Raw genomic sequence first — 21,893 nt, 5'->3', positions numbered from 1 at the left:
ACTCTAAAACATAATACTATGGCACTGGTAATTGTAGGAGGTCTCTTATTCCTTCTTGTATTTTTGATCTTTCTTTTCAGATTTATTATTGATAAACGAACGTCAAAATATATGGAAGAAGGCAAACATGCAGATTCTCATCATTTAGAAAAGAAATACGAAGTTTCGAATATTCATAAATATTCAGGGCTTCTGGCCAATATAGGATTGGTTATAAGTTTGGGAATTGTAATAACCGCCTTTGAGTGGAAGGATTACGATGAAAAATCAACCATAGATTTGGGCTCGGTTGAAGATAATTTTGAAGATGTAATCGAAATTCCACCAACTCAGCAACCACCTCCACCACCGCCAAAAGTTCAACAACCTGAAATCATCGAAGTGCCTGATGAAGAAGAAATTGAAGAAGAAATAGAAGTAAATCTCGATGTTGAGGTCACGGAAGAAACCGTAATTGAGGAAGTTGTGGTTGAAGATGAGCCTGAGGAAGAACAAGTAGAGCAGGTATTTCTAATTGTAGAAGACCAACCCGAGCCTAAAGGCGGTATGGGTGCCTTCTATGAATATCTTGGTAAAAATATACGTTATCCGGAGCAAGCCAGAAGAATGGGTGTGGAAGGCAGAGTATTTGTGGAGTTTGTAGTGGATAAAGACGGTGCGTTGACCAATGTAAAAGTAGTAAAAGGCATTGGTGCCGGATGTGATGAGGAAGCTGTAAGGATAGTAAAATCATCGCCTAACTGGACTCCGGGCCGTCAAAGGGGTAGACCGGTCAAAGTAAAAATGACCGTACCTGTGTTTTTTAAACTGAGTTAAAACTTAATCATACTAAATAAAAGCCAATCTGCAGATTGGCTTTTTTTATGATTTTCAGATAATACACGATTTGTTGGCTTTAATCGTTTTATATATACACATACGTATTTTAATGATAATAAAACGCCAAAACAATGATCGTATTCATCACAGTAGCTTTATTGTTGCTGTTAATAACTACGACCTTTCTATTTAAAATTTTTATCCATCACCAAAAAAAATCCTATCCTAAAATTAATAGAGCTGGGAGATCGGTTTATTACCTAAAAAAAAATCCATCAGTGGATTTAGTCAAATATCGACAGGCAATAAAATCAGCAGCTTTTGTAATCGCCCTCTTATTAGTTATCACAGCTTTTGAATGGAAGGATTATGACTCAAAGACAATTATTGAATTTGAAAAGGAGTCAAAATTATTTGAAGAATTCACAGATATTCCAATTACTGAAATTCCTCTTCCTCCAAAACCAAAAATTGTTAAACCAAAAATTGTGGAAGTCAAGGAAATAATAGAGGAAGATGAACTCATTGAAATAGACTGGTTAAATGACCTGGACGAAGCACCGACAGAAATTATAAAATTTGACGAAGCACCTGAAGAAACTGTAAAAGTCTTTGATTCCTACGAAAAAGTTGACAGAAATCCAGGGCCAAAGGGGGGGATGAAAAATTTTCTTAGGTTTATTGCAAAGAATTATCAATTTCCGGAAACGGCAAAAAGAAATGGCATAGAAGGAAGAATAGTAGTTCAGTTTACGGTCAATGAAGATGGCTCCTTATCCGAAGCTCAAGTGATGAAAGGCCTTTGCAAAGAATGCGATGAAGAGGCATTAAGAGTAATTAGCATCGCTCCTGATTGGGAATATGGAATGAATCAGGGAAGACCGATCCGAATGAAAATTATTGTTCCGATTGTATTAAAGTTTCATTGAAAAAAGACCATTTGTCTAAGTATTGCGACTAAAAAATAACTAGATTCAATATTAAATTTTAAATATTATATAACTGATTAAAATCATAGACATAAATAAAAAATAATCATGTTAGAGCTGTAAAAACAAAATTACATTTATCTAAAGCAATATTTTATGTTACAGATATTATTAGTTATAGGAGCCTTTTTCGCAGTAATTCTATTTGTAATACTTATTTTAAAGTTTGCAATTGATAACAGTACTTCATTTGCATTGAGTCATGGCCGTCTTGATCATTTGGATTTCAAGGTAAAAAAGATCTCAATAGCCAAATTGGATCGTTATTATGCCTTGCTTCTGGGGATTGGTTTTGTTCTCACTTTGGTATTAGTCAATGTAATTATCGAGTGGAAGAGCTATGATGAAAAACAAATCATTTCTCTGGGAAAAGTAGAAGATGACTTTGAAGAAGTATATGAAATCCCTCAAACCACTCAGCCTCCACCTCCTAAACCACAATTGCAACAACCTGAAATAGTTGCCGTACCGGATGAGGAGGTTATTGAACAGGAAATCGAAATAAATCTTGATGTCGAAATTACCAATGAAACCAAGATTGAAGAAGTAACTAAGCATTTTCCTGAAGTTGAAGAACCGGAAGAAGAAGATGTAGAACAAATATTTTTAGTAGTTCAGGATCAACCTCAACCTGTTGGTGGTATAAGCAGCTTTTACGAGTATCTAAGTGAAAATATCCGCTATCCTGATGAAGCCAGAAGAATCGGTATTAGCGGTCGTGTTTTTGTAGAATTTGTGGTCGATAAAGACGGTTCTCTTACTAATGCCAAAGTAGTCAAAGGAATAGGGGGTGGTTGTGACGAAGAGGCCTTAAGAGTTGTTTTAAGCGCACCAAAATGGAATCCGGGAAAACAGAGAGGCAGGCCCGTAAAAGTGAGAATGACAGTGCCTGTATTCTTTAAATTGGAATAGTATTATTCAGTTTGTTTGGCCAGTACCCTGACATTCAGATAACCCAAACCATTGCTGTAAACCAATGTCCAGCCTCTTTTTTTGAGTTCAGCGGCCAAACTTTTGTTAAACATACCATGTGCTACAAGTAGCGTTAAATCATTCTTATTGCTTTTATACTCAAGAAATTTAGCAGCATAGGCAATTCTTTTTTTGGCCATGTCGTAGCCTTCTATATTTGATGTATTCAATCTTGCATACCACATTAATCTTGAAAAAACCAACCAAAAATTAAGAGGCAAACGTATAAATGGAACAGGCAATATTTCCCTTTCAAATTCTCTAAAAAGCTTTTCGCTTTGTAAATGGATATTTCTATTCTCAATAATTTTTTGTGCTGTATTTTTGGCGCGGACAAGATTACTCGCGTAAATAGTGTCTAAATCAAGATTTTCCAGACAAACAGGTCTTTGTTCAAAGTCCATTACCTCGACTTCATCATACAATCGGCTGTATTCCTGAGCCATATAAGAAGTAAATAGACCATCTTTTGGCAATAAGGGCTCACCATGTCTGATTAAGATAATTTGTTGTATTCTTTGATTGTCCGGATAATTTTTTGCTTCAGAAGTGATAATTTTTAAAAGACAATTTTCTTTAGATCCACCTGAATTTTTGGCATAGGCCTGCTTGAGCTCTTCTATGGAGGTTTGAGCAATTCCTATATTGATGTAAAAAAAGGTCAAATACAGGACAGCAAAACAAAACTTTTTAAGCATTTATTAATAATACAGTTTTAATACTAAGGATTCAATTTGAAAAAGCTAAATTTGTGTTTTATTGGTCTTACTAATCGTGTAATACAATTCTAATCTATGTACAATCTTCCTTACGATAAGGATGAATTAGGTTTTTTCTTTGTCCTGTCCAAAAATATTGAATGGGATCAAAGTACGAAGTCACTTGAATCAATTTATGATAATTTGAAGCTTGTAGACCTGACCGATTCTTATAAAAAAGAATTTGACACGGAAGGAGATTTAAAAAAATTAAAACTAATAGATTTTTTTGGAGACAATGAGCCATTTACAAAAGCTTGTCTTGAGAAGGCTTTAGACGAAAAATCATTTGAAATTCAATTTAGTGAAGAGGAATCAAAGGATAAATACAAATATTACCTGGGGCGGTATAGCATCAATACAGATAAAAACAAGCAAATTGAAAGTTTTAGCGGAGTAATTGATAAAATCACAATTGATCAGTACTACGAAAGAAAACTACAAAATCTTTCGGATGAATTAAATCGCCGGATACGCGAACTGCACAACATCAATTTCGCCACTTCACATCGGGTTCGGTCTCCCCTTGCGCGAATAATGGGTTTGATTGAAATAATGAAACTGGAAGATAAATACGATCCTTATATGGAAATGCTTGAAAAAAGCAGTAAGGAACTCGATAAAGAAATAAGGAGATTTATTAGAATATTGGAACAAGAAAAACCCCCAAATTAATTAATTCGAGGGTTGTTTTTTTATCCATTCATTGAAATAAGGAATTCATCATTATTCCTTGTCCCTTTGATTCTTTCAAGTAGGAATTCCATGGCTTCAATGGAATTCATATCGTTCATGAATTTTCTTAAAATCCAGACTCTGTTAAGTTCATCCTTATCCATCAACAGGTCTTCACGTCTGGTACCGGAAGCAGGAATATCGATAGCAGGATAAACTCGCTTATTCGCAAGTTTTCTGTCAAGTTGTAATTCCATATTACCTGTTCCCTTAAATTCTTCAAAAATCACTTCATCCATTTTTGAACCCGTTTCTATTAGGGCTGTGGCAATAATTGTCAATGAACCCCCATTTTCAACATTTCTGGCTGCACCAAAAAATCTTTTTGGTTTATGAAGTGCATTTGCATCCACACCACCCGAAAGAATTTTACCCGATGAAGGAATTACGGTATTGTAAGCCCTGGCCAATCTTGTAATAGAATCCAAAAGGATGACTACGTCATGACCACATTCTACCATTCTTTTAGCCTTTTCGATAACCATTGTAGCTACTCTTACATGGCGCTCAGCTTGTTCATCAAATGTCGAAGCTATTACTTCGGCATCAACACTTCTGGCCATATCCGTTACCTCTTCGGGTCTTTCATCGATTAGTAAAATCATCAAATAAATCTCGGGATGATTTTTTGATATCGCGTTGGCTACATCTTTAAGCAAGACTGTTTTACCCGATTTTGGCTGAGAAACAATCATACCTCTTTGTCCTTTTCCAATAGGAGCAAAAAGATCGAGTATTCTCGTTGAATATTGTCCCGGACTGGTACTGAGATTGATTTTTTCTTCCGGAAATAGAGGAGTCAAATGCTCAAAAGGCACTCGGTCTCTTATTTGCTCAGTGGTTTTGTTGTTAACGCTAACAACTTTCAAAAGCGCAAAATATTTCTCTCCATCTTTTGGAGGTCTAATCTGACCCTGAACTGTATCTCCTGTTTTCAGACCAAACAGTTTAATCTGAGAAGGTGAAACGTATATATCATCCGGGCTGGCGAGATAATTATAATCTGTGGATCTCAAAAATCCATAGCCGTCCTGCATGATTTCAAGAACACCTTCACTTTCAATGACGCCATCAAACTCCTTAAAATTCGGGAGATTCTTTTTCTGACGGTGTTGAGGTTTATCTTGAGCTCTATCTCTATCCTGTCCCTTTTTATCTACCGTTTTATTGGCGGGCTTTGCAGTTCCTTTTCTGTTATCATCAGAACCGCTTTCTTCAACTTCCTCTATATCGGGAAGCTTGAAATCAGCATCATCTTCGTCCAGTGATATATCAAAAAGTTCATCTGTTTTGGATTTCTTTTCCGGACTTTCTTTTTTAACCGGTTTTGCTTCTTTTTTGTCTTTTCCATCTCCATTGCTGGAAATGACTTTTTTGACCTTGTCAGGTGAAGCGGCCTGAACATCTAAAATTTTGTAAATAAGATCTTTTTTCTGAAGTTTTTTAAAGTTGGCGATCTCCAGTTCCTGGGCGATATCCTTAAGTTCAGAAAGAAGTCTGACATTTAACTCTTCGAGAGTATACATAATGTGAAATTAATCGGTGTAGAATTTATACGTTATTAGAATAGAAGTAAAAAATGATTGGTTGTAAACGAATCAGGGAAACTCTTGACCGTTTATAGGTAATGCAATAATAGAACAAGCGCACAATAATTTCAAAGAATCGGACAGAAATTATTCATTTATGTCCAAAAAATTCAAAAAAATCATCTTGAACTTCAATTTTCTTAATTTCGCGCTTGTAAATACCCTAAAATGTTAGAGTTAAAAAATATTATTCAGAATAAGGCATCCATTGCAAAGGCTTTAGGCAAAAGAAATATTGCAGATGCGGGTGGTATACTCGAAGAAATTATAGCCGAAGACGAAAAGCGAAGAGCAATTCAGAGAGAAAATGACGATTTGCTTGCTGAAGCAAATCAAATCGCCAAGTCAATTGGAACTTTGATGAAATCCGGAAATAAAGAAGAAGCAGAAAAGGCTAAAAAGCGTTCTTCAGAACTCAAACAGAAAACAAAAGAATTGGGCAATTCCTTAAAGGAAATTGAAAATAAGCTTGTTCAGCTTCTTTATCAGATTCCAAATGCGCCGCATGAATCTGTTCCGGCAGGCCATTCTGCAGAAGATAATATCAATGTATTTCAATCCGGAACAACTCCCGAACTACAATCAAATGCAAAGCCGCATTGGGAGCTTATTGAAGATTTGGATATCATCGACTTTAAACTGGGTGTAAAAATCACAGGTGCGGGATTTCCTGTATATAAGGGGAAAGGGGCAAAACTTCAAAGAGCACTGATCAATTTCTTTCTATTCGAAGCTGGCAATGCGGGCTATGATGAAGTACAGCCGCCCATTGTCATTAATGAGGAATCGGGTTATGGCACCGGTCAATTACCCGATAAGGAGGGAATGATGTACGAAGTGGAGAAAGAAAAATTATTTTTAATTCCAACTGCAGAAGTGCCCATTACAAATTTATACAGGGATGTTATTTTAAAGGATTCAGATTTACCTATTAAAAACGTAGGATATACCCCCTGTTTTAGAAGAGAAGCCGGATCCTGGGGATCACATGTACGCGGTTTAAACCGATTGCATCAATTTGATAAAGTTGAAATCGTTCAAATTTCCAAACCCGAAGATTCGTATAAAACATTAGATGAAATGTGTGAACACGTTGCTTCTCTGCTTGAAAAACTGGAATTGCCTTACAGAAAACTTAAGCTCTGTGGTGGAGATATGGGATTTACCTCGGCATTGACCTTTGATTTTGAAGTATTTGCTGCAGCACAAAAAAAATGGTTGGAAGTAAGTTCGGTCAGCAATTTTGAAACCTACCAGGCCAATAGACTTAAATTGAGGTATAAAAATGAAGAAGGTAAAACCAGTTTACTTCATACCTTGAACGGTAGTGCATTGGCCTTGCCGAGAATAGTGGCGGCTTTATTGGAAAATAATCAAAAAGACGGGCACATATCAATTCCCAAGGCATTGCAGGCCTATACGGGTTTTGATAAAATTTAATAGACTTTTTCAAGAATTGATCTAAAAGCCACACATTCATCCTTGAAGCGTTCGCTGTGTTTAGCTTGAAGGGCGGGTGCAGCATTTGCCTGGTAGAGTTGTAGATCTTTCATCTCTGAAAAACGATATTGAATTGAGTAGGTCACCGAATTGTCTTCCTTATTTAAAAGGACACGAAACATTTCATGTCCGGCAAAATAACCGGTTTCGAGTACTTCGGGAATGTGGACCTCGTTCATCCATTTCAACCAGTCTTTTTCAATTTCTGAACTAAGGGAAACTGTCACGTTGTATATATACATTAAAGATTATTTTAAAACTTTTACCCAACCCTTGTATCTCAGGTCACTTTCGCTGAGCCGCATTTCGTAAAAATAATCACCTGAGTTAAGATTTTCAGCCGCCCATTCATTCTTATAATTCTCACTGGAAAATACTTTATGCCCCCAGCGATTATAAATACTTATTTCCCAAACCTGGCTTGGAGGTGCCTGGATTTCAAAAAAGTCATTAAAGCCATCTCCATTAGGGGTAATTACGTTTGGCCTGATGACCCCATTTATTTCTTCAGTAAAAGAAATGCTGTTTTCGCAACCGAATAAATCATCTTTGGCCTGAAGTTCTATTCGATATTGTCCGGGGTAGTTAAAGATATAATCAAGATTTTCAGATTCAAAACTATCAATCAATACATTGATCTCTGCATTAAATATTTTCCATTGGTAATTGTATCTGAACATTAAAAAGGTGTTGTTTTCGAAATTTACTTCGATAGGAGCCAGGGGAAATTCCCCAAGATCCTCATAGATATAATCCACTTCAATTTCTTCTTTCACTTCAAATTCAATTAGAATTGCGTCATTACAAACGCCATTTGAAACGATATACTCATAACTCGGGTCTCCACTTCCCTGTGGTTTAATTGTGCTGCTCGCAGCATTTGGATTTGAAATATCTTCAGGATTTGCATCGGATCCTATTGGGATCCATTCATAACTGTATGAATATTCCGGAAAGGTTATTAAATCAGGTTCGATAAAAATCTCATCGCCAAAACACAAATCAGGGATATCCTCAAGAAAAATGTCTGTTTTTGGAAAAACTGTAATCAGGATGGAATCGCGACTGGTACATTCCTTTTCATTGGTAATTTCAAAAGGGAAATACCTATCCACCGATGTTCGCAATACTGTTCTTGAAGAATCGGGACTTAAAACAAGGGCCGTGGTAGAATCCCAGGAATAAATCAGCGAATTGTAAGTAGAATCCGGTACAACGTTAAGATCAACTGCAATGGGCGCACCATTGCATACTGTAAATGCAGAATCTGAAAAAGAAACAGGATTGGCCAAAGGAAAATTAAAAACACGGACTTCTACCGAATCCAAAGCCAGACATTTGGTAACTGAATCCTGTACTTGAACAATGTAATTGGTGGTAATCTGTGGTGAGGCAAAAGGATTTGGACAAATATTGCAACTCAAACTATTCCCGGGAGACCAAACGATACTATCACTATCAAGAAAATTACTATTCAATTCCACCGCTTCGCCAACACAAACACTGTCATCCGGTCCGGCATCGTAAACAAAGGTTTCGCGGATAAGCAAGGTTACAGAATCGCCGGTGGGAACAGATGTGGTGTCATCGCATGGATCAAAAAGTGTTAACACGATGGTTTCCAAGGGATCAACAATAGTATCATCTATTGGAACAATAAACAGTTCTATGGAATCCACAAATGCAGGAATCGTATCGCGATCGCCAACCGGATTTCCATTAAGATCTACAAAGTCAATTCCGTTTTGAGCCGTACCTCCCAAATCCCAACGCAGGGGAACAGGAAAACTGGGTTCTATGGTTCGAATAAAAACAAATTTTCCATTGTTGCATCCTTCCACGCCATATTCAAAGCGCGTATAGACGGATTTTGGCAATATTCGAGCTCCAAAACTGCCAAGACTCCCTTTTTCGATAAATACACCCGAATCCAGAATACCATCTCCAACATCGGCAACAGCGAGTTTTAAGCGATAGGTCTGGCATGGAATAACCGGAGTTTTTGCAGTTAAAACCGTTGTAAACCCATCGTATTGCAGATTAGGATTTAAAGCAGGTGTCGTTCCATCTCCATTGTCAACATAAAATGCAGAATTAGATACATTGTTAACATTATCAATTGATACCGGAGTATTGACCGTACCAGGAATTATGGCAATATTTTTATTTCCACTTATGCCCGGGCCACTAATGAAAAATCCAAAAACATCATTGAATCCAGCATTTACAAATTCAAGATATTCCTCTGAACTAAAAACATAATTAAACTGGAGCGTATCTGAAGAGGGAATGACATCAAATTCAACAAAACATGCATCTTGCGTGTTTGCGCCTGTTGACAAAATTAAACTATCCAGGCTGGGATCGCCGGGTGAAAAGTTATCGGTCCCGCTGCCCGGCGCGTCATTTGGTCCGGGTGCGTCGAATATTGAACCCGATGTAAGGATTAATCCATTGGGAATATTTAAAGTATTTGTGGTATCGGCAAATGTTCCATACGCCCCACTTGGGCAATTGAGATTAATATTTTGAACCACAACTCCTTCAGAAACCAGCGATTGAACAATTTGCTGTATAGAACCGGTATCAGATACTGAAACCTGGGCCTTTGTAACACCAAATGTCAGAAAGACAACAAGTATAAAGAGAGAAATTCGTATTTGGAATATGATATGCATACAAACCCATTGTTTGAATACATTAAAATACGAATTATTTGTTTTCAGCAACGACCTCTTTAACCTGCGGCATGAATCTTTTAAGGAGGTTCTCAATTCCGGATTTAAGCGTCAGTGTTGATGAGGGACAACCGCTACAGGCTCCGTGCAATTCAACTTTAACCACACCATCTTTATAGTCGGAAAATTGAATAGATCCACCGTCCATTTCTACCGCCGGACGAATGTATTCATTTAGTATTTCCTTAATTTTTTTAACTTCTTCAGGATCTGAATCCTGAATCTCATTCGCGTCATTTTGCGATTTTCGGATTACATCTTCTCCACTTTCAAGATAGTTTTTGATGGTTTTTTTAAGCTTAGGAATTATGTCTGCCCATTCACTTGTTTCATCTTTTGTGACGGTCACAAAATTATTCATAATAAAAACACGCTCTACGAACTTATGAGCAAATAATTCTTTTGCCAGGGGAGAATTTTCAGTATTGTGTACACTTTCAAAATCGTAGCTGTTATTATCGGGGGAAATAAGAAAATTGGCCACAAACTTCAAAGAATTCGGGTTTGGATTTGCTTCAGTATAAACTTCTATATGCTTTTTAATTTGCTCCATTTTTTTGGCTTTGTGATTCAACAAGGTATTTCCTTTTTAAGTTCTTATTCATGATCTTGCACTGAATAATTTATTTCATTTTCTGTACTGGCTACAATACTGGCAACGGTAGCATCACCGGTGACATTTATAACGGTTCTGCACATGTCAAGGATTCTATCCACCGGAAAAATTATGGCTATCCAGGCGGGATTCAGACCCACAGATTCGAGTACAATGATCAACATAATCAATCCGGCGCTGGGAACAGCAGCAGAACCAATCGAAGCAAGCGTAGCTGTCAGGACGATCAAAAGTTGTTGTCCAAGTGTTAAATCAACCATGTGTAACTGTGCTAAAAAAAGTACAGCGACAGATTGATACAAGCTTGTGCCATCCATATTTACGGTGGCGCCGATCGGTAATACAAAACTTGTAATTTCTTTACTCACGCCTAAATTGTCATTAACACATTCAATAGTCACCGGCAAAGTGGCCGCACTACTACTGGAGGAGAAGGCTAGCAATTGTGCCGGACTCATTGCTCTGAAGAAATTCTTATAGCTGAGCTTTTTGATAACGGCACTGATAACTCCCGGATATATCAAAAAAAGTAAAATGCCCAATCCCAGAACTACGCAAAGCGAATACCAACCCAGACCTTTAAATATTTCAACCACCTGAGAGGGGCTGTCACCGGCCATTTTAGACACTTGCCCTGCTAATAAGGCAAAGACAAAAAATGGTGCTGCTTGCATTACAATATCTACCATTTTCAGAAATACTTCTGAGAGCGCGCTTACCACCGAAATAATAGTTTGTGATTGTTCGGAGGGAATCATGAGAAGGCAAAGTCCAAAGAATATTCCAAAGAAAATCACCTGCAGCATCAGGCTATTATCACCTAGTGAAAAGAAAATATTTTCCGGAACCATATCCACCAGAAATTGCAAGGGTCCCTGCTCTTTTCTTTTCTCAACCGATTCCATTTTTTCTTTTATAAACTCCTCTTTTTCTTCAATCGTCTTTGTTGGTGCTCCGGCTTCCGTTAAATTTCTTCCATCCAGAATTTCTACCCCATCTTTTTGAGCCACCCATGATTCATAGCTTTTGCGATTTACTTTCCTTTGTTCCTGATCTATCAATGCCCCGGGTTTTACAATATTTGCAATCAGCAACCCAACCGTTATTGCTGTCATGGTTGTAATGAGGTATAACCCTAGTGTTTTTGCACCAATTCTTCCCAGTTTACCGATATTGCTCAACCCCGAAACGCCCTGAATGATTGAAAAAAGGACCAAAGGAACAGCGATGAGTTTCATCAATCGGATAAAAATTAATCCAAATGGATCGATCCATTTTATGGTAAATTCTGACCATCCGAAATAACTGGATAAGAGAGCCCAGATAATTCCGAGGATTAATCCAAAAATGATATTTATATGCAAGGGGAATCTCTTCATTTCAAATTTTTGAAATCCTGCTAAGTAAGTAAAAATCTGCAAGAACAAAGGCGGTAAGTGCATCTACAATGGGAACAGCTCTCGGTACCACACATGGGTCATGTCGTCCCTTTCCTTTTAATATTACCTCTTCACCGCTATCATTAACACTTGGTTGATCTTTCATTATCGTAGAAATCGGTTTAAAGGCGACATCGAAATATAAATTTTCTCCATTGCTGATACCACCCTGAATTCCACCGGCATTATTGGTTTTGGTTTTTAGGACATTATCTCTTTTCTCGTATATATCATTGTGCTCGGATCCTTTCATTTGGGCAGATTCGAAGCCAGATCCATATTGAAAACCCTTTGCTGCATTTATGCTCATCATGGCCTGGGCCAAAGCAGATTGTAATTTATTAAATACCGGCTCTCCAAGACCAATAGGCATATTTTTCACCACACATCGAATTATGCCTCCAAGTGTATCACCTTCCTTGCGAACGGACTCCAAATGACTGATCATTTTTTCGGCTATTGGCTGATCCGGACACCTGACCATGTTGGAATCGATTGAGCTGTAGTCAATTTCATCGTTTTTTAGTTGAGTAGAAATATTGCCAATTTGTTTTACAAAAGAATGGATTTGAATTTCCGTATTGTCCAGCAATTGGGCAGCAATAGCACCAGCAGCTACCCAGTTGGCGGTTTCACGGGCCGAACTTCTTCCGCCACCGCGATGCTCTCTGATACCGTATTTTTGTTCATAGGTATAATCGGCATGCCCCGGTCGGTAATTATGTTCTAAATGATCGTAATCCTTTGATTTCTTATCTCTGTTTTCAATATAAACGGATATGGGGGTACCGAGACTGATGCCATCTTTTATTCCACTCAGAATTTTGATGCCATCGTTTTCTTTTCTTTGGGAAGTAAGTTTCGATTGTCCGGGTTTTCTTCTCGCCATTTCCCTCTCGATTTTGCCGATGTCAATGCTGACTCCTGCCGGAAAACCATCCAGTATAAAACCAAGGCCTTCACCGTGAGATTCGCCAAAAGTTGTGAGTTTTAGTATCCTACCGAGGGAATTCGACATTTATTTTTTAATGTAAACATAAATACTGACCAAAAGACTCAGACTTAGCAGAGAAAGGTAAATGATTTTTGGAACAATTGATTCTTCCCTGGCTTGTAATTTATTATTTTGAAACTCAATGAGATCGTAAAATGTACCCATATCATTCGATAAAATATAGGAGTTTTTTTGACTTTCACCTGTAACTTCAATTTTGATTTCAGATTTTAAGGTATCGTACTTTTCTGTTTTTGGGTTAAAAAATATCCATGAAAAATAGTCCCCTAAATCATAAGCCCCGGGTTCTTTTGGAATGGCATAAAAATTAAATGATTTGGAACCGCCAACAGAATTGTTCGCCCTTTGAATATTTTGGGCTACGCTTGGTGAATAAAAATCAAAATTCTCATCCTGAGGTGCCTGCAGGTCATTGATTCCAGCAATATTTCCCTGGCCTTTTATTTTAAACGAATATTCAAAACTGTTACCCGTTTTTAAATTGCTTCCATTGAGGTCTTCCTCCAATTTATAATTACCCACACTTACCAATTCCTTTAAAGGATGCTCAGGCAAAGGCTTTACACGAATCCGCCTTTTTTTCGATTTAAAGACGGCTTCGTCTTCTTGTCTGGGAGAACCAAAGAAACTTCTGGTTCTGGCTTCCTTGTATTTTATTACTCTCAGTTGTGTTGGAGGGATGACTATGTCTTTTTCATTTAATGGAAAATAGGAGGATTGAAATAGAATGTATTGATCATAATTTTTACCATTGAGTTTCACCGGTTTTCTCATAATTTCGCTAATTCCAAAATTTTCTTCCCAAACGTTGGCCGGTTTTATTTCTTTTATTATTTCGTTTAATTGATTGCCAATATCACCCGGAAATCGCATTTGTGCCTTGTTTTTCTCGGCTACAAAAAATGACACGGTCAAATTGAATCCTTCACCGCGATACACTTCTGTTTTATCAGTTGTGACTGCAAAGAAGGCATCTGCTTCCACATCTACATATTCTATATTGCTTCTGCCCTGGTTAAAGAATTCGTCAAATGGATCCCAGGCGAAAGGGTCGCGCCGCCGCTGATTTTGAACAGGTGGACCTACTGTAATTTTTGTACCCTTTGAGCTTACCGTTTTACCATTAATGGTCATTTTGAAAGGGGCGAGCGAAAATGTTCCTTGTTTGGTCGGAAAATAATTCTGTGTAATGCTGGTTGAAACAGACATTTTTCCATTTACTATGGTAGTATTGGTACTTGAGGAGGTGCCTCTTTTCTGAAAACCAGGTATTTCCGGAAAGTCGGAATAGGCCTTGAAATTTTCATTTTCCAAAATAATTTTAATCGTGTAAACCTGATTTTGGGCAATACTGTTTCGGCCCAATTCAATGCGTACATCCCCAGGAGCCGCCTGTAAAAAAGATCTGGAAAATATCAGAAAAAATAGTAATATTATGTTAGTAAAATAGCGCATCCTTTCCTCCAATATTGAGTTTGCAAATACAAATTTAATAAAATGAAATATGAGAGTAATACATGCGTTAATTTTCTAGCCAAAACGTTAATATAAAATGTTGGAATACAGTAAGACTATTTTGAAAAAAGTGAGTTTTGATAATGCACTTTTCGAAAGGGAATTATTAAAAGCCATCAGAAACATCATTACTGAAAAATTGGAAGAATTTCGAAGATGGTGTTTTATTCATTTCGGGCAAAGCCATCGCGACATACTAATACGTGCTTTTAATACCGTCAGCTAAAACAAAAAGCTGATTTATCAGTTTTTTCCTTATGAACAAAAATATTCAAAGACTCGCGGGGCTGATCATGATATTGGCCGGATTGTCAAGCTTTTTTCTAAACCCCAGCCGTCCTCCTACAGCTTTTATCGGACCATTCATTGGAGTAGTTTTACTTTTTCTGAGTATCGGTCTGGGCAGAAATATCCGCTCTTATTATTTTTCGCTTTTACTAAGCCTTCTCTTTGGTGTAATGACAGCCAATATGGCTTTCAAATCCTATGATAAAGAAGATTCACCGGAAAAATCGCGGAGAATAGTTGTCTTCTGGTCAATGAGTATTGCTTGTCTTGGAAACGGTGCTTTTCTTTTGGCCAATTACAAGAAGAGGTCTGGCAATGAGTGACGAAGGCTAGCGAGCAAAGTCAATATTCCGCTTTAAACCTTTAAACTTTGTACGTTTCACGGCCGACCTTGAAAATAGTTCTGAGAATTTTGATTCATTTAGATTTTCCCATTCATTTTTCGACATTTCCATCAGGGCATTAAGTGGTTTAAATTCTTCTGTTGTATGATATTTTGAAAATCGATTCCAAGGACAAACATCCTGACAGATATCACAACCGAAAATCCAGTTATCCATTTTCCCTTTAAAAGTATCCGGAATTTCATTGCGCAGCTCAATGGTTAAATAGGAAATGCATTTTGTTGCATCCAGCCAATAAGGATTGCTGATGGCATCTGTAGGGCAGGCATCGATACAGCGTGTACAATCACCACAAAAATCAGGAATCTCATTATCTGCTTCGAGTTCCAGGTCCGAGATGATGTGTCCTATAAAAAAATAGGATCCGGCACCTTTATTTATCAAAAGCGTATGTTTTCCAATCCAGCCCAAGCCTGCTTTTTTTGCCCAGACCCTATCCATTACCGGGGCGGAATCCACAAATAATCTTCCGTTAATCGCACCGATTTCTTTTTGAATGGATTCAAAAAAAGATTTCAATTTATCCTTTACAACAAAATGATAATCCTTTCCATAAGCGTATTTGGAGATTTTATATGAGTTGGCTTTTTGTTTTCTTTTAGGATAGTAATTTAAGAGAACAGTAATAACACTTTTGGATTCTTCTACCAGTTTTCTGGTGTCCAGCCTTTTGTCAAACCAGTTTTCCATCCAGCTCATTTCCCCGTGTTGTCCGGCTTTAAGCCATTTTTCCAGCTTAGGTGCCTCTTCCTCTAAAAATCCCGATTCAGAAATCCCACATTCATCAAATCCTGCATTTATTGCCAGTTTTTTGACTTGCTCGGTACGTACTTTTTTCCGGAAAGAATCCATTAACTAAATAGATCGCGAGTGGAATTCGGAGGCACTATTCCCAAATGCTTATATGAGAGTTCGGTGCAAACCCGACCTCTGGCAGTGCGTTTTAAATAGCCTTCTTTAATCAGATAAGGCTCATAAACTTCTTCGATGGTTTCTGTTTCTTCACCACAGGCGGTTGCAATGGTAGAAATACCAACGGGACCTCCTTTGAATTTGTCAATTATAGTCTTGAGTATCCGGTTATCCATTTCATCCAATCCGGCTTTATCCACATTCAGAGCTTCAAGTGCCATTCTTGCGATATCAAAAGTTACCTTTCCTTTGCCTTTCACCAAAGCAAAATCCCTGGTTCTTCTCAAAAGATTATTTGCAATTCTTGGGGTACCCCTACTTCTGCCTGCAATTTCATCGGCTGCGTTGTCATCGTATTCCGTTTCCAAAATCCCACATGATCTTTTGATGATTTTTGTCAATAATTCTTGATCGTAATAATCAAGTCTCGCGGTAATACCGAAACGTGCGCGCAAGGGTGCGGTTAAAAGACCGGAACGCGTTGTAGCGCCAATCAAGGTAAAAGGGTTTAATTCAATCTGTACCGATCTGGCAGATGGGCCGGAATCCAACATAATATCGATGCGGTAGTCTTCCATGGCAGAATACAAATATTCTTCTACCACAGGATTCAAACGATGAATTTCATCGATAAACAAAACATCATAAGGTTCAAGGTTGGTTAGGAGTCCTGCCAGGTCTCCCGGCTTATCCAATACCGGTCCGGAAGAAATTTTTAAATTGGATTTAAGCTCATTGGCGATAATATGCGAAAGCGTAGTTTTCCCCAGGCCCGGTGGCCCGTGCAATAAAACGTGATCGAGAGATTCTTCACGCATCTTTGCGGCGCCAACAAAAACTTTTAAATTATCAACGATCTTTTCCTGGCCCTGGAAGTCATCAAAACTCAATGGCCGTAGTGCTTTTTCAAGCTCTTTATCTTCCTGGCTCATATGAGCTTTATCACCCTGAATATAATCTTCCCGCATTAATCAATAACTTTGTCGCAATTTACAATTTATACCGTTTATCCTTTTAATTTAATATGAAGCAAAGAAAACCAAATTGGAAAAAGAGCGCGATTTATCCAATTGTTTTGATCGTATTGGTTTTGATCGTTTATCAGTACCGGGAATCCAAAAAAGCGGAAACCTATATCCAGATTGAAGGAAATACCATGGGGACGACCTACCATATTAAATACATTGACGATAAAAAGATCAATTACAAATCAGAAATTGATAATTTATTGGTCGATTTCAATCAATCCCTTTCCACTTATATTTCAGATTCGGAAATATCACAATTCAATCAATCCGACAGTATAATTTTTAGAAGCGAATTTTTTTTACCGGTGCTTATTAAAGCAAAAGAGGTGTATGAATTTTCCAAAGGTGCTTTCGACCCCACTGTTATGCCATTGGTAAATGCATGGGGTTTTGGTTTTAAAAACAGTGAGAACATTGATTCCACAGATATCGATTCGCTCATGCAATTTGTAGGCTTTGAACACATAATTTATAATGAAAATTCCATTAAAAAGGATACAAGCGGTGTTATGCTTGATTTTTCAGCCATTGCGAAAGGTTATGGGGTAGACCTGATTGGGGAGTATTTTGAAGAAAGAGGCATTAAAAATTATATGGTTGAAATAGGCGGTGAGGTAAGATGTAGAGGAAAGAACAATAAAAATAGCATTTGGCTTATTGGAATTGACAATCCCAAATACAACGAAGATGGCAAAAGTCTGAAAGCGACTGTCAAGCTTGAAAATTTGTCATTAGCAACTTCGGGGAATTACAGAAATTTTTATGTCAAAGAAGGCGTGAAGTACGCGCATACCATAAATCCAATTACAGGTTATCCCGTTGATCATACCTTACTCAGCGCTTCGGTTTTTTCAGAAAACTGCATGACGGCCGATGCCTACGCTACTGCTTTTATGGTAATGGGTACGGAAGCAACGATTGAATTAGCTCGGGAACTTGGCCTAATGATTTACCTGGTATACTCCGATGAAAACGGAGAAACCATTTCATACATGTCCGATGGGCTTAGAAAAATGATAATTGAGAACTAGTTTTTCCACTCCAGACTGTTGATCAATACCAGCGCATCTTTTTTGAGGTATTCGATTACCGGAGCTAAAGAATCATTTTTTGTGGCCGTTTTAAAGTAGATCGCACCGCGAAGAAAATGCTTTGTACTGTCGCTAAGGTAAAATTGCATTGGACTCGGTACTTCACCCTCCAATTCAAAAATGGTGGCCGACTGTCCATTATCGGTTTTAATTTCCACCCTGTCGATGGCAGTGGCTTTGATTTGATGTTTTGAAGTAAGTTTATAGGCATCATTGATCAAACTCCGGTACATCGCTTCATTTTCAATGGGAATGTAGGTAATCTGCATATCGGCATTGAAATCGTAATATTCAATATCGATCCAGTCTTTGGTGGCATAAGGGGAGCTGTGTTGGCGAACTTCAGCTTCTTTTGAAACTAAAAACGTATAGGGATAATCACCCTTCAGGCTGTCGTAATGATGTGGCGGTAAATCGATTCGATTATATCCCTTTTGCTTAGGTGTAAATTCGCCTTCACAAGCGAATAGAAAAACCGAAAAAATACTAATCTGAAAAACTTTCCTGATCATTGATTGCTGATTCTTCAAGGATTTCAACCTTGACTTTTTTTATTTTCTTTAGATCAACAGCGACGACAGTAAACTGAAACTGTTTAAAATTGATTTTTTCACCGACCTTTGGTAAATGCGAAAACATTTCAAGCAGCAGACCACCGAGTGACTCACTTTCGCCTTTTACATCTTCAAAAATATTCAGGTCTATGTCCAGAGCCCTACAAAAATCATTGAGCGGGGTTTTGCCTAAAAATGTATATAGACTTTCATCTTCTTTAATATAAGTCTTGTCTTCATCATCAAATTCATCGTTGAATTCTCCAACAATTTCTTCGATGACATCTTCAAGCGTTACCAATCCGGCCGTACCACCGTATTCATCTACAACGATGGCCATATGAACACGTTTTTCCTGAAAATCCCTGAGTAAGTCATCAATTTTTTTGGTTTCAGGAATAAAAAATCCTTTTCGGACCAGTTTCTGCCATTCAAAGTTATCTTCTTCATCGATATGAGGTAACAGGTCTTTTATGAATAAAATACCCTGGATATCATCAACGGTTTCTTTAAAGACCGGCATTCTGCTATAGCCATTTTTATTGATGATGTCCAAAAGTTCGTGATAGTTGATTTCCTCATCAAGGGCGAGGATTTCCATTCTGGACTTCATGATTTGCTTGGCGGTGATTTGTCCAAAATTTAATATCCCTTTTAAAATTTCTTTTTCCTCAACGGTAGTGTCTTCATTTGCGGTCAGTTCGAGGGCGCGATGCAATTTGTCTACCGATACATTGAAACCTTTCTTTTGAACCCGCTTTTCGATAAATGATGAGCTTTTTGTCAAAAGGTAGGATAAAGGCATTAATACTACACTCGCTACATATAATATACCCGAAGTAAACCTGGAAAAACTCAGATTATTTCTGTTGGCATATACTTTTGGTGTGAGCTCACCAATAAAAACGATCAGAAATGTAACTACAAATGTGAGGGCTGCCAGGATGGAACCGCTGTTGCCCTGTTGTGGAAAATAAAACCACACAAGGTAAGTAGAATAAATGACCATGGTCACATTTATAAAATTATTAAGGATAAGGATGGTAGCCAGGAGTCGCTGTGGCCTATTAAGCAATTCCAAAATCCGCTTGTCGGTTTTTTTCTCGCTAAAGTACAAGTCACTCAATACGCTTTTTGGCAAAGAGAAAAAGGCTACTTCTGAACCTGAAATAATGGCCGAAGCCAATAAGAGGAATAGGAATACCAGAATATTGAATCCAAAAAATAACAGATCAATTTCGAAGAGTATTTGCGCGAAATTGACCAGGACCTGTTCCGGACCGGGGTCTAAACTGCTGCCTTCCAAAAGATGTTTGCTAGGTTAAACATATACTTAGAATGGTAGATCATCGGCATCATCCGATGCACCCTGATTGATATCTGCAGGACTAACTTCCTTTTTTGGAGCCTCGGTTCTGGGTGTCTGAGAAGCCGTATTATCGGTTCCCGAATCGCTTCTTCCACCGAGCATGGTCATGTTTAAAACACGTATTTTAGTTTTTTTTCGATTATTTCCCTGTTCATCCTGCCAGGTGTCAGATTTAATTTTTCCCTCTACATAAACAGAGCTTCCTTTTTTAAGATATTGTTCTGCTATTTTGGCCAGCCCGTCCCACATTTCGAGATCGTGCCATTCGGTATTATCTACTCTGTTGCCATTTTTATCTTTGTAGGACTCGGTTGTTGCAAGCGCTATATTGGCCACCACTGAGCCACTTTCAAGATATCTTACTTCGGGATCTTTACCCAGATTACCAATTAAAATTACTTTGTTAACGCCTGCCATATGCTTTTAATAAATGTATTTCTCTAAAAAATTAAGAATTAATTTCGGTTTGCCCAAATCCTTGCTTTCTACTTTGCTGAAGAATGAACTGTGTTCAAAAATTTGTTCAAAAGTCGAATAATTTATCCGATCATTTTGCAAAATTATGAATTTAGCCCAAATACTTTGGTGTGAAAGTTGGTGTTTTTGAAATGGGCTTATTTCGCGGATGTCAAATCCTGCATTAATCAATTGCTCAAGCCTTTTATTTTTTAAGAAAGAATCTTCATTTAATTCCTTTTTAAATTCTATTAAAGGAAAATCGTATAAATTTTGCCAAATGTCCTTTTCCACTCTTTTTTTCATTAGGATCTGATCTTTTGAAATAATGACCAGATAATAGAAATAGCGATTTCGGGTTTTTATTTTTTTCGATTTCAGAGGCAATTCGGTTTGAATTTTACGATCATAGGCTTCGCAATGGTTCTGAAAAGGACATGCTTCGCAGTTCGGATTTTTTGGCGTGCAGATCATTGCACCCAATTCCATCATCGCCTGATTGTGAAGGTCCGGTCTCTTTGAATCAATTAATTCGTCAGCTAGATTTTCAATTTTACGCATTCCGGGCATTTGATCTACGGCATCTTTTATCGCAAATAGCCTTGCAATTACCCGTATTACATTGCCATCTACCACGGCTTTCGATTCATTGAAAGCAAAAGAGGCAATGGCCGCCGCAGTGTATTTTCCAACACCTTTGAGTTTTATAATTTCATTGTACCGTTTCGGGAAGATTCCCTCCATTTCATTGCAGATTATTTGAGCAGAGTGCAAGAGATTTCTGGCTCTTGAATAATACCCAAGGCCTTGCCAATCTCTTAATAATTGGGCCTCCGGGGCATTGGCGAGATCCTCTATTTGAGGATATTTTTTAACAAATTTCAGATAATAGGGCAGGCCCTGTACAACCTGTGTTTGTTGAAGGATAATTTCCGAAAGCCATATTTTATAGGGGTCTTTGGTATCTCTCCAGGGCAATTCGCGTTTATTCTTCAAATACCACTTCTGCAAATCTTTAGATAAAAAGTCTAATTTATTCATTCAAAAACAGCATATCGGCTTATTCATTATTAAAATAATCCTTTTTTCTTTCATAATGGTTTTCA

The 21,893-nt window shown here is 37.7% G+C and carries 22 protein-coding genes; 8 read left to right on the top strand and 14 right to left on the bottom strand.

Going from position 1 to position 21,893, the window contains the following annotated elements; all coding sequences use genetic code 11:
- Nucleotides 1–18 precede the first annotated feature (18 nt).
- The 3 genes from HZR84_06000 to HZR84_05990 all read left to right on the top strand — a co-directional run bounded on the left by HZR84_06000 (nt 19) and on the right by HZR84_05990 (nt 2,720).
- Nucleotides 19–816, top strand: a complete 798-nt coding sequence (locus HZR84_06000) for an energy transducer TonB (protein QNL21504.1) — start codon at nt 19–21, stop codon at nt 814–816.
- Nucleotides 817–1,097: 281 nt separating this feature from the next.
- Complete coding sequence (locus HZR84_05995; protein ID QNL21503.1) at nt 1,098–1,748, top strand: energy transducer TonB; 651 nt, start codon at nt 1,098–1,100, stop codon at nt 1,746–1,748.
- 156 nt (nt 1,749–1,904) lie between these two features.
- Nucleotides 1,905–2,720, top strand: a complete 816-nt coding sequence (locus tag HZR84_05990) for an energy transducer TonB (protein ID QNL21502.1) — start codon at nt 1,905–1,907, stop codon at nt 2,718–2,720.
- 2 nt (nt 2,721–2,722) lie between these two features.
- Here the strand turns inward: HZR84_05990 and HZR84_05985 are convergent, their stop codons facing one another.
- On the bottom strand, nt 2,723–3,478 hold the full coding sequence (locus HZR84_05985) for a histidine phosphatase family protein (protein ID QNL21501.1): 756 nt from the start codon (nt 3,476–3,478) through the stop codon (nt 2,723–2,725).
- A 96-nt stretch (nt 3,479–3,574) separates the two neighbouring features.
- Between HZR84_05985 and HZR84_05980 the strand changes: the two genes are divergently transcribed.
- Entirely contained in the window at nt 3,575–4,213 is a 639-nt protein-coding gene (locus tag HZR84_05980; GenBank protein ID QNL21500.1) for a hypothetical protein, read from the top strand.
- 20 nt (nt 4,214–4,233) lie between these two features.
- On the opposite strand, the gene rho is transcribed toward HZR84_05980, so the two are convergent.
- Entirely contained in the window at nt 4,234–5,799 is a 1,566-nt protein-coding gene (gene rho / locus HZR84_05975) for a transcription termination factor Rho (protein ID QNL21499.1), read from the bottom strand.
- 231 nt (nt 5,800–6,030) lie between these two features.
- On the opposite strand from rho, the gene serS reads away from it, so the two are divergent.
- Nucleotides 6,031–7,302 carry a serine--tRNA ligase gene (gene serS, locus HZR84_05970; GenBank protein QNL21498.1) on the top strand — a complete coding sequence of 424 codons (1,272 nt, stop codon included), beginning with the start codon at nt 6,031–6,033 and terminating at the stop codon, nt 7,300–7,302.
- On the opposite strand, the gene HZR84_05965 is transcribed toward serS, so the two are convergent.
- Genes HZR84_05965 through HZR84_05940 form a run of 6 tightly spaced genes read right to left on the bottom strand, consistent with a single transcriptional unit; the run spans nt 7,299 to nt 14,625 of the window.
- Complete coding sequence (locus tag HZR84_05965) at nt 7,299–7,604, bottom strand: DUF4286 family protein (GenBank protein ID QNL21497.1); 306 nt, start codon at nt 7,602–7,604, stop codon at nt 7,299–7,301. The genes serS and HZR84_05965 overlap by 4 nt on opposite strands.
- 6 nt (nt 7,605–7,610) lie before the next feature.
- Nucleotides 7,611–10,040, bottom strand: coding sequence for a gliding motility-associated C-terminal domain-containing protein (locus HZR84_05960; GenBank protein QNL21496.1), 2,430 nt, complete (start codon nt 10,038–10,040; stop codon nt 7,611–7,613).
- Between the two features lie 34 nt (nt 10,041–10,074).
- Nucleotides 10,075–10,653, bottom strand: coding sequence for a NifU family protein (locus HZR84_05955; GenBank protein ID QNL21495.1), 579 nt, complete (start codon nt 10,651–10,653; stop codon nt 10,075–10,077).
- A gap of 44 nt (nt 10,654–10,697) precedes the next feature.
- A complete protein-coding gene (locus HZR84_05950) occupies nt 10,698–12,095 on the bottom strand; it encodes a dicarboxylate/amino acid:cation symporter (protein QNL21494.1) in 1,398 nt (465 codons plus the stop codon).
- 1 nt (nt 12,096) lies between these two features.
- Nucleotides 12,097–13,173: a chorismate synthase gene (gene aroC / locus HZR84_05945; GenBank protein ID QNL21493.1), complete on the bottom strand. Its 1,077-nt coding sequence runs from the start codon at nt 13,171–13,173 to the stop codon at nt 12,097–12,099.
- Complete coding sequence (locus HZR84_05940) at nt 13,174–14,625, bottom strand: BatD family protein (GenBank protein ID QNL21492.1); 1,452 nt, start codon at nt 14,623–14,625, stop codon at nt 13,174–13,176.
- 97 nt (nt 14,626–14,722) lie between these two features.
- Here HZR84_05940 and HZR84_05935 point away from each other — a divergent pair, with 97 nt between their 5' ends.
- Together HZR84_05935 and HZR84_05930 are read left to right on the top strand one after the other, a co-directional pair.
- The gene (locus HZR84_05935; protein ID QNL21491.1) at nt 14,723–14,911 is read left to right on the top strand and encodes a hypothetical protein; all 189 of its coding nucleotides are present in this window, start codon (nt 14,723–14,725) and stop codon (nt 14,909–14,911) included.
- A 31-nt stretch (nt 14,912–14,942) separates the two neighbouring features.
- Nucleotides 14,943–15,296 carry a hypothetical protein gene (locus HZR84_05930; GenBank protein QNL21490.1) on the top strand — a complete coding sequence of 118 codons (354 nt, stop codon included), beginning with the start codon at nt 14,943–14,945 and terminating at the stop codon, nt 15,294–15,296.
- 6 nt (nt 15,297–15,302) lie between these two features.
- On the opposite strand, the gene queG is transcribed toward HZR84_05930, so the two are convergent.
- Both queG and ruvB read right to left on the bottom strand, forming a co-directional pair.
- Nucleotides 15,303–16,229: a tRNA epoxyqueuosine(34) reductase QueG gene (gene queG / locus HZR84_05925; protein ID QNL21489.1), complete on the bottom strand. Its 927-nt coding sequence runs from the start codon at nt 16,227–16,229 to the stop codon at nt 15,303–15,305.
- Nucleotides 16,229–17,257: a Holliday junction branch migration DNA helicase RuvB gene (gene ruvB / locus HZR84_05920; protein ID QNL21488.1), complete on the bottom strand. Its 1,029-nt coding sequence runs from the start codon at nt 17,255–17,257 to the stop codon at nt 16,229–16,231. Before ruvB ends, queG begins: the two co-directional genes overlap by 1 nt.
- A 56-nt stretch (nt 17,258–17,313) precedes the next feature.
- Here ruvB and HZR84_05915 point away from each other — a divergent pair, with 56 nt between their 5' ends.
- Nucleotides 17,314–18,348 (top strand): FAD:protein FMN transferase, encoded by a 1,035-nt coding sequence (locus tag HZR84_05915; GenBank protein QNL21487.1) that lies wholly within the window; start codon nt 17,314–17,316, stop codon nt 18,346–18,348.
- Here HZR84_05915 and gldD read toward each other — a convergent pair.
- From gldD to mutY, 4 genes are read right to left on the bottom strand one after another with little or no spacing between them, the layout of a single operon-like run.
- Complete coding sequence (gene gldD, locus HZR84_05910) at nt 18,345–18,920, bottom strand: gliding motility lipoprotein GldD (protein ID QNL21486.1); 576 nt, start codon at nt 18,918–18,920, stop codon at nt 18,345–18,347. The genes HZR84_05915 and gldD overlap by 4 nt on opposite strands.
- Complete coding sequence (gldE, locus tag HZR84_05905) at nt 18,895–20,268, bottom strand: gliding motility-associated protein GldE (GenBank protein QNL21485.1); 1,374 nt, start codon at nt 20,266–20,268, stop codon at nt 18,895–18,897. The genes gldD and gldE overlap by 26 nt, the downstream gene beginning before the upstream one ends.
- A gap of 27 nt (nt 20,269–20,295) precedes the next feature.
- A complete protein-coding gene (locus HZR84_05900; protein QNL21484.1) occupies nt 20,296–20,748 on the bottom strand; it encodes a single-stranded DNA-binding protein in 453 nt (150 codons plus the stop codon).
- Between the two features lie 6 nt (nt 20,749–20,754).
- Nucleotides 20,755–21,828, bottom strand: coding sequence for an A/G-specific adenine glycosylase (gene mutY / locus HZR84_05895; protein ID QNL21483.1), 1,074 nt, complete (start codon nt 21,826–21,828; stop codon nt 20,755–20,757).
- Nucleotides 21,829–21,893 lie beyond the last annotated feature (65 nt).

Origin of the sequence: Hyphobacterium sp. CCMP332 (assembly GCA_014323545.1) — a bacterium.
GTDB lineage: Bacteria > Bacteroidota > Bacteroidia > Cytophagales > CCMP332 > CCMP332.
Note: the sequence above shows the minus strand (reverse complement) of the source record. Positions and strands in the feature narration are given on the sequence as shown.